The organism is Citrobacter sp. Marseille-Q3906, from assembly GCF_916618775.1.
Classification (GTDB): Bacteria; Pseudomonadota; Gammaproteobacteria; order Enterobacterales; family Enterobacteriaceae; genus Citrobacter; species Citrobacter murliniae.
Genome location: NZ_CAKAKA010000003.1, coordinates 807048 through 819293, shown reverse-complemented (window position 1 = coordinate 819293; position 12246 = coordinate 807048). Strand labels below are relative to the sequence as shown.

The following is a 12246-nucleotide window of genomic DNA, read 5'->3' as shown; positions in this document are numbered from 1 at the left end:
TCCCGAACTGTTTCTCTTAGAAGCAGACTATAGCGCGGGAATATCATTAGCGGAAATTGATAATTTTAATTGGTGATAAGAGCAGCTAATAACGATAATTTAAAGAAAGGCCGGCAAACCGGCCTTGTACTGATTACTCTGCTGCGTTCTCTTTAACACGCTTGAAATTCACGTCCATCTGCGGATACGGGAAACTGATACCATTGGCATCAAATTCGCGCTTGATGCGCTCCAGCACATCCCAGTAGACGCTTTGCAGATCGCTGCTATTGCTCCAGACACGCACCACAAAGTTAATGGAGGACGCTCCCAGTTCATTCAGGCGCACCGTCATTTCGCGATCTTTCAGGATACGATCGTCAGACTGGATGATATCGGTAAGGATTTTTTTCACCTGATCAATATCAGAGTCATACGCCACGCCAATGATAAATTCGTTACGGCGAACCGGTTCACGTGAGAAGTTAATGATATTCCCGGCGATAATCTTACCGTTCGGGATAACGACAATCTTGCCGTCTAAGGTACGCATGGTGGTTGAGAAAATCTGCACGTTGAGCACGGTTCCGGCGACACCGCCGAGATCAACATACTCACCAGCGCGAAAAGGACGGAACATCACCAACAACACACCAGCGGCAAGGTTAGACAGTGAACCTTGCAAGGCCAGACCTACGGCTAAACCCGCGGCACCGAGAACAGCAATCACCGAGGCCGTTTGCACTCCAACGCGCCCCAGAGCGGCGATCAGCGTGAATGCAATAATACCGTAGCGCACCAGTGCAGAGAGGAAGTCAGCAACGGTCGCATCAATTTGACGCGCAACCATCACACGGTTAATGGTGTTAGAGACAACACGCGCCACAATCATCCCGATGATGATAATAGCGATAGCCGCAACGATGTTAACGGCATAACTCAGCAGTAGAGCCTGGTTACGTACCAGCCAGGTGCCCGCACCATTTATGCTGTCGACAACATTCAAATCTTCCATTCAATATTCCTTTTATGCTTACCCAATTGGGAGAACTAAAGCCGCCCCACAGGAGCTGGCAATCAGACAAGGTTAAACAAAAAACGTCATTGTTGCCAAATTGATCACAAAATTTTTGTCGTCAGCATATTGTAATCATAAAAAAGGCCCGCGTTTGCGGGCCTCATGTCACGTTGAGCAGGGGTCAATTACAGAACGTCAACCGCGTTCAGTTCTTTGAAAGCCTGTTCCAGACGGGTGATCATCGTTGCCTGACCAGCACGCAGCCATACGCGCGGATCGTAGTATTTTTTGTTCGGCTGATCTTCGCCTTTCGGGTTGCCCAGCTGGCCCTGCAGGTAAGCTTCGTTCGCTTTGTAGTAGTTCAGAACACCTTCCCAGGTAGCCCATTGGGTATCGGTATCGATGTTCATTTTCACTACGCCGTAGCTTACGGAGTCTTTGATTTCCTGAGCAGTCGAACCGGAACCACCGTGGAATACGAAGTTCAGGCTGTTGTGCGGCAGGTTATGTTTCTTAGAAACATAGTCCTGAGAGTCGCGCAGGATAGTCGGGGTCAGAACCACGTTACCCGGCTTGTACACGCCATGTACGTTACCGAAAGAAGCCGCGATGGTGAAACGCGGGCTGATTTTGCTCAGCTCGGTGTACGCGTAATCAACGTCTTCCGGCTGGGTATACAGTGCAGAAGCGTCCATGTGGCTGTTGTCCACGCCGTCTTCTTCACCACCGGTGCAACCCAGTTCGATTTCCAGGGTCATGCCCATTTTGGACATACGCGCCAGGTATTTGGAGCAGATTTCGATGTTCTCTTCCAGAGACTCTTCAGACAGGTCGATCATGTGAGAAGAGAACAGTGGTTTACCGGTTGCAGCAAAGTGTTTTTCACCCGCGTCCAGCAGACCGTCGATCCACGGCAGCAGTTTCTTCGCGCAGTGGTCAGTGTGCAGGATAACCGGAACACCGTAGTGTTCAGCCATCTGGTGAACGTGATGCGCGCCAGAGATAGCACCCAGGATTGCAGCACCCTGAGGAACGTCAGACTTCACACCTTTACCGGCGATGAAAGAAGCACCACCGTTGGAGAACTGTACGATTACCGGCGCTTTAACTTTTGCAGCGGTTTCCAGAACGGCGTTGATGGAGTCGGTACCTACGCAGTTAACGGCTGGCAGAGCAAAGTTGTTTTCTTTTGCTACCTGGAAAACTTTCTGTACGTCATCACCAGTGATTACGCCCGGTTTTACGAAATCAAAAATTTTAGACATGTTGCGAGTCCTGTATCTTCGGCCTTGGAAAGGGGGCGCGCTCTAAAAGCGCGCTAAAAATTGGGCAGGTTATCCCTGCCCATTAGTGTCTTACTTTTTAGCACGCTCTTCGAGCATTGCTACTGCTGGCAGTACTTTACCTTCCACGAATTCGAGGAATGCGCCGCCACCAGTGGAGATGTAGGAGATTTTGTCAGCGATGCCGAACAGGTCGATAGCTGCCAGAGTATCGCCGCCGCCTGCGATAGAGAACGCTTCGCTGTCTGCGATGGCGTTAGCCACAATTTCAGTCCCTTTGCGGAAATTAGGGAATTCGAACACACCTACCGGACCGTTCCACAGAATGGTTTTTGCATTCTTCAGGATTTCAGCCAGTTGCTGTGCAGATGCGTCACCGATATCCAGGATCTGCTCGTCTTCTTTCACGTCGTTAACGGATTTCAGCGTAGCAGGTGCGGTTTCAGAAAACTCGGTCGCAACACGAACGTCAGCCGGAACCGGAATATCACAGATAGTCAGCAGGCGTTTAGCTTCATCAACCAGATCTGCTTCGTACAGGGATTTACCCACGCTGTGACCCTGCGCGGCAACGAAGGTGTTGGCGATACCACCACCCACGATCAGCTGGTCAGCGATTTTAGACAGGGAATCCAGAACGGTCAGTTTGGTAGAAACTTTAGAACCACCGACGATGGCAACCATCGGGCGAGCAGGTTCTTTCAGAGCTTTACCCAGCGCATCAAGCTCAGCAGCCAGCAGCGGGCCAGCACATGCTACGTCAGCGAATTTCGCGATACCATGAGTAGAAGCCTGAGCACGGTGAGCAGTACCGAAAGCATCCATTACGAATACGTCACACAGTGCAGCGTATTTTTTGGACAGTGCTTCGTCATCTTTCTTCTCGCCTTTGTTAAAGCGAACGTTTTCCAGAACCACCAGCTCACCGGCAGCAACATCAACGCCGTCCAGGTAATCTTTCACCAGGCGAACCGGGTTAGACAGTTTGTCTTTCAGGTAGTTAACAACCGGCAGAAGAGAGAATTCTTCGTTGTACTCGCCTTCGGTAGGACGACCCAGGTGGGAAGTTACCATCACTTTTGCACCCTGCTTCAGGGCCAGTTCGATGGTCGGCAGGGAAGCACGGATACGCGCGTCGCTGGTTACTTTCCCTTCTTTAACTGGTACGTTCAGATCCGCACGGATAAAAACACGTTTACCAGCAAGATCCAGATCGGTCATCTTAATTACAGACATGGTGAATCCTCTCGTTGATTCTTAAAGTTTTGCAAGCGCTCACGCGCCTTACCTGAAACCAATAGCAGCCATAGCTAACGTTGTGTCGAGCATACGATTAGCAAAGCCCCATTCATTATCGCACCAGACCAATGTTTTGATCAGGTGAGCGCCACTTACGCGCGTTTGAGTACCATCAACGATGGCGCTGTGCGGGTCGTGGTTAAAATCTACAGAGACCAACGGTAATTCCGTATAGTCAACTATACCATGAAATGCACCTTGTGCTGCTTTTTGCAGCAACTGGTTGACTTCACTGGCTTTTACAGGTTTTTTCACCGTCACGCTTAAGTCGATCGCCGTCACATTTATGGTCGGTACACGTACCGCAATCGCCTCAAAACGATCGTTAAATTGCGGGAAAATTCGCGTGATACCCGCTGCCAGTTTGGTATCGACCGGAATAATCGACTGGCTGGCTGCTCTCGTGCGGCGCAGGTCAGGATGGTAGGCATCGATAACCTGTTGATCGTGCATCGCAGAGTGGATCGTCGTGACAGTACCAGACTCAATGCCGTAAGCATCATCCAGCAATTTAATGACGGGAATTATGCAATTCGTGGTGCAGGAGGCGTTGGAAACGATCCGGTGTTCAGCGCGCAGCTGTTCCTGATTAACGCCAAACACAACGGTTGCATCGATGTCGTGACTACCTGGATGTGAAAAGAGCACTTTTTTGGCGCCAGCGGCGATATGCGCCTCGCCGTGTTCGCGGCTACCGAAGACCCCCGTACAGTCCAGCACAACGTCAACACCCAGTTCGCGCCATGGAAGCGCATCGAGTGTTCGCTCATGCAGGATGCGAATCGCGTCGTCGCCAACAATGAGCTGGTCACGCTCCTGGCGAACATCCCAGGCAAAACGTCCATGGCTGGTGTCATATTTCAACAAATGCGCCATGCCAGCGGCATCCGCCAGTTCGTTGATTGCCACCACGGTGATTTCCGCCCGACGCCCGGATTCGTACAAAGCACGAACCACGTTACGTCCGATGCGACCGAAACCATTAATCGCTACGCGTACGGTCATAGGTCTCCTGCAAGGATTTCTCAGAAACGATGTGGCTGACAGAGTAATGCAGCAAACCGCTCAGGAAAACCTTACCTGTCGCAAACTGCGACTGATTGATTAATTGTCGAACATTTAATCGACTGAAACGCTTCAGCTAGAATAAGCGAAACAAGGAATAAAAGGAATGATTGTCCAGCAACAGAACGCAGTTATCTGACTTACGTCACATTTTAAAGCCCTTCATCGCTAAATTTATTCCATATCCCAGAATTGTGAATAAGCGTAGCAAGATAATTTCGTTGCCGTATCACAAATCCTGATTTATATCAGAAAGCTCCCTTACCTGCGTCTATATTATCAGCGCTACGTCCGAGTCTCGGAGTCCCCAATCTATGGCCACATTTTACCCCCACTCATCTGAAGCTCGCTTCCGCGCGCTGCGTTTATTACCCGGTCAGGAAGTTTTTGCCCAACTGCACGCTTTTGTACAACAGCATCAGCTCCAGGCTGCCTGGATAGCCGGTTGTACCGGGAGTCTGACCAACATAGCCTTACGCTATGCAGGGCGCGAAGAAACTACATTAGTGACCGGAACATGGGAAGTCATCTCCCTGAACGGTACGCTTGAGCTCACCGGAGAGCACCTTCATCTCTCGGTATCCGACCCACAAGGCGCGATGCTGGGAGGCCATATGATGGCTGGCTGTACCGTGCGTACCACGTTGGAACTGGTTATTGGCGAGCTGACAAGTCTGGCTTTTAGCCGTCAGCCCTGCGTTGTTTCCGGCTATGACGAACTGGTTATCTCATCCCGCTAACGCTTCACTTTAAAGAGGTCTTTTATGGCGCGTCGCCAATTTTCCAGCCAGTCACTGGTACTGATTGTCATTGCTATAGCGATCAATATGGTCGGTGGACAGCTCATCAGTATGTTGAAACTGCCTATTTTTCTCGACTCCATTGGCACCTTAATCAGCGCGGTGCTGTTAGGCCCGATTGTAGGGATGCTGACAGGTTTACTTACCAATCTGCTCTGGGGTTTATTGACCGATCCTATCGCCGCAGCCTTTGCTCCCGTGGCAATGGTTATCGGACTGGTTGCCGGATGGCTGGCGCGGGCAGGATGGTTCCGTACCTTACCGAAAGTGGTGGTCAGTGGCGTGATTATTACCCTGGCCGTCACAATCGTCGCCGTACCTATCCGCACCACTCTTTTTGGTGGTGTCACCGGCAGCGGTGCCGATTTATTTGTCGCCTGGATGCATTCCGTCGGTCAGAACCTGGTGGAGTCCGTTGCCATCACCGTCATCGGTGCAAATCTGGTCGATAAAATTCTGACGGCGGTGATCGTCTGGATACTGTTGCGTCAGCTTCCGTTGCGCACAACGCGTCATTTTCCAACGATGTCTGCAGTGCGTTAAATGCATCCGTTTACCTCGTTGACCTTATGGGCATTTGCCGCCTGCTCGACGTTACTGCTGCCGGCAGGAATACCGCTTACCGTTTACAGCCTGGCGATGTTTCTCTGTTTGCTGAGCATAAAAGCAACGCGCCCCCGGGCGAAATATGTGGTCTGGCTGATGCTCCCCTTAGGGTTTGGGCTGTGGCTGGTACACGGAGGATGGTTGACGGAGTGGATCAGCGGTCAACCACGCACGCCAGAACGCTGGGCCGGAGCCGTCACGCTGTGGCTACGGATCCTGGCGATTGTATCAACGTCACAGATGTGGATGCAGTACGTACCGGTATCGCGGTTTATTCGCGCCCTGTTCGCCTCCCGCCTGCCCCCCGGCGTCGCCTATCTGTTCGCAGGTCCGCTACTGGTCGTCGAGCAGCTCAAACGGCAGTTGGCGATCATTAATGAGGCTCAACGTGCTCGCGGCGTACCGCTGGATGAGCGCTGGTATCAGCGCTTGCGTGCCATACCTGCACTTATTGTGCCGTTAACACATAATGCGCTAAACGATCTGGTTGTACGCGGCGCAGCGCTGGACATGCGGGCATTTCGCCTGCACCGCAGACGGACCACGCTTTGGGCACCAGAAGACAGTACATTACAGTGCATCGCCCGGTACACCATGGTGTTCGCCATGCTGACAGAAGCAGGAGTGTGGATATGGTTACGCTAGAGCAGTTTCGCTATATCCCAACACACACCACGCGTCCGCCAGCCTGCTTTGACTTTCACTACTCAGCGCCTGGCATGATCGCGATTTTTGGGGATAACGGCAGCGGTAAAAGTACGCTGGCACAGCTGATGGCGGGCTGGTACCCGGATTTTCTTCCCGGAGAAATTGAGGGCAAAGGTACACTGCTGGGTAATCCCGTCGGGGAGCTGTCGCTCGTGGAGCAATCCTGCACCATCCAGCTTGTGCAGCAATCGCCTTATTTACAGCTTTCCGGGTGTACTTTCAGCGTAGAGGAGGAGGTGGCATTCGGCCCGGAAAACCTCAGCCTGGACGAAGCGGAGATAATGCGCCGAATTGACAAGGCACTTACGCTGACTGAATGTCAATCACTGCGTCATCGCCATCCAGCTACGCTTTCAGGCGGCGAAACTCAACGGGTTGTCATTGCCAGCGCCCTCGCGATGCAACCTAAGATATTAATACTGGATGAGGCTTTCAGTCGTCTGACGTCACAGGCCACCGACATGCTATTGGAGCGCTTGCAACAATGGGCACAGATACAACATTCACTGGTCGTACTTTTCGAGCGTAATCACTCCCCTTTTCTGAGCCAGTGCCAGCGGGCCTGGCAATTGCGCAACGGAGCTTTATTCCCCTTATGTTAACGCTGAATCAGGTCACCTATCGCTGGCCAAACGCTAATGAAGACTGTTTGCGCGATATTTCGTTAGTGCTTAGAGAAGGTGAATGGCTGGCGCTAACTGGCGATAATGGTGCAGGCAAATCCACGCTGCTGCGTGTAATGGCAGGGCTTTTGCCTCCCTCACCGGGTGAGATTACCCTGCAGAACATGCCCATTGCGCAACTAAAAAACCGTGAACGAGCCAAAATTCTCGGGGTACTGTTTCAGGAAGCAGAAAATCAAATTTTTCACAGCAAGGTAGCTGAAGAAGTGGCCTTTGGCTTACGGTTACAGAAGCGCCCTGCAACGGAGATTGCGCAACGCACCACAGCAGCACTGCAATTATGCGGGTTAGAGGACGTCGCCGACGCACATCCACTGGATTTGCACACAGCGCAGCGACGTATGGTCGCCGTCGCCAGCCTGGAAGCCCTCGCCCCCTCCATTTTACTGCTTGATGAACCCTGCCGGGATTTTGATACGCACTGGCTGAGCATATTTGAAAACTGGCTTTCAGTATGCCGCAAGAGGGGAACCAGCGTTGTCGCAATCAGTCATGACGCTGCCTTCACACAGCGCCATTTTGCCAGCGTAGTGCGTCTTGAATCCGGTCAATTAATCACGGAACTGCCCTGATGAGCAAAAAAAACGGGCCGCCTGAGCGACCCGTTTACCGTTGTAATCAGAATTACAGCAGCGCTTTCGCTTTCGCGACCACGTTGTCTACGGTGAAGCCGAACTCTTCAAACAGCAACTCTGCCGGAGCAGACTCACCAAAGGTGGTCATACCGACGATAGCACCGTTCAGGCCCACGTATTTGAACCAGTAGTCCGCAATACCCGCTTCGATAGCAACGCGAGCAGAAACGGCTTTCGGCAGTACAGATTCACGGTAAGCCGCGTCCTGTTTGTCGAATGCGTCAGTGGACGGCATGGAAACCACACGCGCCTTCACGCCTTCTGCGGTCAGTTTGTCCCACGCAGCAACAGCCAGCTCAACTTCAGAACCGGTAGCAATGAAGATCAGCTCCGGCTGACCTGCACAATCTTTCAGTACATAACCACCGCGAGCGATGTTCGCCAGTTGCTCTTCGGTACGTTCCTGCTGCGCCAGGTTCTGACGGGAGAGGATCAGCGCGGTCGGGCCATCCTGACGCTCAACGCCGTATTTCCACGCTACTGCGGATTCAACCTGGTCACATGGGCGCCATGTGCTCATGTTCGGGGTAACACGCAGGGAAGCAACCTGCTCTACCGGCTGGTGAGTCGGGCCATCTTCACCCAGGCCGATGGAGTCGTGGGTATAGACCATTACCTGACGTTGTTTCATCAGCGCAGCCATACGTACCGCGTTACGGGCATATTCCACGAACATCAGGAAGGTAGAGGTGTACGGCAGGAAACCACCGTGCAGAGAGATACCGTTCGCGATAGCGGTCATACCGAATTCACGTACACCGTAATGGATGTAGTTACCGGCGGCATCTTCGTTAATCGCTTTAGAACCAGACCACAGCGTCAGGTTGGAAGGCGCAAGGTCAGCAGAACCACCGAGGAATTCCGGCAGCAAAGGACCAAACGCTTCGATTGCATTCTGCGATGCTTTGCGGCTGGCGATTTTCGCCGGGTTAGCCTGCAGTTTAGCAATGAACTCTTTCGCTTTCGCATCGAAGTCAGACGGCATTTCACCGTTCATACGACGGGTGAATTCAGCCGCTTCCTGAGGGAAGGCTTTCGCATAAGCAGCAAACTTCTCGTTCCATGCGGCTTCTTTTGCCTGGCCTGCTTCTTTCGCATCCCACTGAGCATAGATTTCAGACGGGATTTCGAACGGCGCGTATTTCCAGCCCAGTTGTTCACGGGTCAGTGCGATTTCAGCGTCGCCCAACGGTGCGCCGTGAGAATCGTGCGTACCTGCTTTGTTTGGAGAACCGAAGCCGATGATGGTTTTGCACATCAGCAGAGACGGTTTGTCAGTCACTGCACGGGCTTCTTCTACTGCGCGTTTAATCGCATCAGCATCGTGACCATCTACGCCACGAACTACGTGCCAACCGTAAGCTTCGAAACGCTTCGCGGTATCATCAGTGAACCAGCCTTCAACGTGACCGTCGATGGAGATGCCGTTGTCGTCGTAGAACGCAATCAGTTTACCCAGTTTCAGCGTACCGGCCAGGGAGCATACCTCGTGAGAGATACCTTCCATCATGCAGCCATCGCCCATGAAAGCGTAGGTGAAGTGATCAACGATGTCGTGGCCTGGACGGTTAAACTGCGCCGCCAGTGTTTTTTCAGCGATAGCCATACCAACCGCGTTAGCGATACCCTGACCCAGCGGACCGGTAGTGGTTTCCACACCCGCGGTATAACCCACTTCCGGGTGACCCGGAGTTTTTGAATGCAGCTGACGGAAGTTCTGCAGTTCAGACATCGGCAGATCGTAGCCGGTGAGGTGCAGCAGGCTATAGATCAGCATAGAGCCGTGGCCGTTGGACAGCACGAAGCGGTCACGGTCAGCCCAGGATGGGTTATTCGGGTTGTGGTTCAGGAAATCACGCCACAGGACTTCGGCAATGTCAGCCATCCCCATCGGGGCGCCCGGGTGACCGGATTTGGCTTTCTGTACTGCGTCCATGCTCAGCGCACGAATAGCATTGGCAAGCTCTTTACGTGAGGACATTTTGACTCCAGATCGGATAATGAAGGCCATACCCTTAACGACTTGACGACAGCGCGTTTTGGGCTACGCCGGAAAAAAGTGCCAACAATGTAACCCAAGCCGCGTGTCATGTACATGGAGCATCCTTTTACCGCTTCAGAAATCTCCGGATCATGCTCGTAAGTTGCGCAATCTTCTCGCATGCTTATTGTTCTTTTCTTTATACTTAGGCCGAGCGTCGGTTTATCTGCAAGCCACGCATTTTTTAGAATAATCCTGACTTTGTGCGGAAGAGAAAAAATGAAAATTCGCGCTTTACTGCTTGCTATGAGCATGGCTACGGCATTGACCGGTTGCCAGAATATGGACTCCAACGGACTGCTTTCTTCAGGTGCGGAGGCTTTTCAGGCCTACAGCCTGAGCGATGCCCAGGTTAAAGCGCTGAGCGATCAGGCCTGTAAGGATATGGACAGCAAAGCGACCATCGCCCCGGCGGGCAGCGAATATGCGACGCGTTTAAGTAAAATTTCCGCTGCGCTTGGCGATAACATCAACGGCCAGCCGGTAAACTACAAAGTCTACATGGCGAAAGATGTGAACGCCTTTGCCATGGCAAACGGCTGTATCCGCGTCTATAGCGGTCTGATGGATATGATGACCGATAATGAAGTTGAGGCGGTCATTGGTCACGAAATGGGTCACGTCGCGCTGGGTCACGTGAAAAAAGGTATGCAGGTTGCGCTGGGAACCAACGCCGTACGTGCCGCGGCGGCCTCTGCGGGCGGGATCGTCGGCAGCCTGTCACAATCACAATTGGGCGATCTGGGTGAAAAACTGGTGAACTCGCAGTTCTCCCAGCGTCAGGAGTCCGAAGCGGATGATTACTCGTATGATTTGTTGCGCAAACGTGGCATCAGTCCGGCAGGGTTAGCAACCAGTTTTGAGAAGCTGGCGAAACTGGAGGAAGGACGTCAAAGCACGATGTTTGACGATCATCCGGCATCAGCAGAACGAGCTCAACATATTCGCGATCGCATGAGCGCGGATGGGATTAAATAGTTTTAGCCCTATTCTGCAATGATATCGGACGTTATTGGCGAAGCCAGTTTGGACACGGACAGCGCACAGCCACCGGAGCGTACACGCAGTACGTGAGGATGGCGAGCACTGCCCGGGTTCAAAATGGCGAGCAAAATAGTCCGATACCGGTTACTCGCCCTTTTTCGCTGCCTGGATGTAAAGCATTTCCAGAGCCAGCGTAGCCGCCGCCAGCGCGGTGATCTCGGACTGGTCATAGGCCGGAGCGACTTCTACGACGTCCATCCCAACGATGTTCAGATCCTTCAGACCGCGCACCAGCTTGATTGCACGATCGGAGGTCAAACCGCCGATCACCGGCGTACCGGTTCCCGGAGCAAACGCCGGATCAAGACAGTCGATATCAAAAGTCAGGTATACCGGCATATCACCCACAATCTGCTTAACCTGAGCGATGATGTCATCAACGCTACGATCGTTCACCTGGCAGGCATCCAATACGGTAAAGCCGTTGTCTTTGTCGAACTCAGTGCGGATCCCGATCTGTACCGAATGGTTCGGATCGATCAGACCTTCGTTCGGTGCGGTATAGAACATGGTGCCATGATCGAATTCGCAGCCGTTGGCGTAGGTATCGGTGTGAGCATCAAAATGTACCAGCGCCATTTTACCGAAGTGCTTAGCGTGGGCGCGCAGCAGCGGCAGAGTGACGAAGTGGTCACCGCCGAAGGAGAGCATACGTTTACCCGCGGAAAGCAGTTTCTCTGCATGCGCCTGCAGCTTTTCACTCATTTCACGAGCATCACCGAACGCATAAACCAGATCGCCGCAGTCCACTACGTTCAGGCGCTCACGCATATCGAAGTTCCACGGGAAGCGGTTATGTTCCCAGGCGAGGTTGGTGGAAACCTGACGGATCGCTGCCGGGCCATGGCGGCCACCCGCACGACCGGACGTTGCCATATCAAAAGGGACGCCGGTAATCACCCAATCGGCGTCGCTGTCGTATGGCATGAAATTCATTGGCAGACGCAAAAAACCAAAGGCGTTAGAAACCAGGGAGTTGTCGTATTGATGACCTAAGGTGCTCATGTACTGACCTCTTTTAAAATCGGTGAAAAAAAATCCCCTCCGCGTCGTTAAGCCCGACGAGGAAGGGATTGATTTACGTA

The 12246-nt window shown here is 52.6% G+C and carries 12 protein-coding genes; 6 read left to right on the top strand and 6 right to left on the bottom strand.

The features are described from left to right. Positions 1-133: 133 nt before the first annotated feature. The 4 genes from LG384_RS21300 to epd form a co-directional block, all read right to left on the bottom strand. Positions 134-994: a small-conductance mechanosensitive channel MscS gene (locus LG384_RS21300; RefSeq protein ID WP_200041824.1), complete on the bottom strand. Its 861-nt coding sequence runs from the start codon at positions 992-994 to the stop codon at positions 134-136. A gap of 188 nt (positions 995-1182) precedes the next feature. Then, the gene (gene fbaA / locus LG384_RS21295; protein WP_003027029.1) at positions 1183-2262 is read right to left on the bottom strand and encodes a class II fructose-bisphosphate aldolase; all 1080 of its coding nucleotides are present in this window, start codon (positions 2260-2262) and stop codon (positions 1183-1185) included. 90 nt (positions 2263-2352) lie between these two features. Beyond that, positions 2353-3516, bottom strand: a complete 1164-nt coding sequence (gene pgk / locus LG384_RS21290) for a phosphoglycerate kinase (RefSeq protein ID WP_045447335.1) — start codon at positions 3514-3516, stop codon at positions 2353-2355. Between the two features lie 48 nt (positions 3517-3564). After that, a complete protein-coding gene (epd, locus tag LG384_RS21285; RefSeq protein WP_045447338.1) occupies positions 3565-4584 on the bottom strand; it encodes an erythrose-4-phosphate dehydrogenase in 1020 nt (339 codons plus the stop codon). A 374-nt stretch (positions 4585-4958) separates the two neighbouring features. Between epd and LG384_RS21280 the strand changes: the two genes are divergently transcribed. Genes LG384_RS21280 through LG384_RS21260 form a run of 5 tightly spaced genes read left to right on the top strand, consistent with a single transcriptional unit; the run spans position 4959 to position 8013 of the window. Further along, complete coding sequence (locus LG384_RS21280) at positions 4959-5384, top strand: PPC domain-containing DNA-binding protein (protein ID WP_225761471.1); 426 nt, start codon at positions 4959-4961, stop codon at positions 5382-5384. A gap of 24 nt (positions 5385-5408) precedes the next feature. After that, on the top strand, positions 5409-5987 hold the full coding sequence (locus tag LG384_RS21275; protein WP_045447343.1) for an ECF transporter S component: 579 nt from the start codon (positions 5409-5411) through the stop codon (positions 5985-5987). After that, complete coding sequence (locus tag LG384_RS21270) at positions 5988-6695, top strand: energy-coupling factor transporter transmembrane component T (RefSeq protein ID WP_225761470.1); 708 nt, start codon at positions 5988-5990, stop codon at positions 6693-6695. Next, a complete protein-coding gene (locus tag LG384_RS21265) occupies positions 6683-7360 on the top strand; it encodes an ABC transporter ATP-binding protein (RefSeq protein WP_225761469.1) in 678 nt (225 codons plus the stop codon). The genes LG384_RS21270 and LG384_RS21265 overlap by 13 nt, the downstream gene beginning before the upstream one ends. Further along, positions 7354-8013 carry an ABC transporter ATP-binding protein gene (locus tag LG384_RS21260; protein WP_225761468.1) on the top strand — a complete coding sequence of 220 codons (660 nt, stop codon included), beginning with the start codon at positions 7354-7356 and terminating at the stop codon, positions 8011-8013. Before LG384_RS21265 ends, LG384_RS21260 begins: the two co-directional genes overlap by 7 nt. Positions 8014-8065: 52 nt before the next feature. Here LG384_RS21260 and tkt read toward each other — a convergent pair whose 3' ends face one another. Beyond that, the gene (tkt, locus tag LG384_RS21255; protein ID WP_048220580.1) at positions 8066-10057 is read right to left on the bottom strand and encodes a transketolase; all 1992 of its coding nucleotides are present in this window, start codon (positions 10055-10057) and stop codon (positions 8066-8068) included. Between the two features lie 279 nt (positions 10058-10336). Here tkt and LG384_RS21250 point away from each other — a divergent pair, with 279 nt between their 5' ends. Beyond that, positions 10337-11095, top strand: a complete 759-nt coding sequence (locus tag LG384_RS21250; RefSeq protein WP_045447355.1) for a M48 family metallopeptidase — start codon at positions 10337-10339, stop codon at positions 11093-11095. Positions 11096-11245: 150 nt separating this feature from the next. Here LG384_RS21250 and speB read toward each other — a convergent pair whose 3' ends face one another. Continuing rightward, a complete protein-coding gene (gene speB / locus LG384_RS21245) occupies positions 11246-12166 on the bottom strand; it encodes an agmatinase (protein ID WP_003027056.1) in 921 nt (306 codons plus the stop codon). Positions 12167-12246 lie beyond the last annotated feature (80 nt).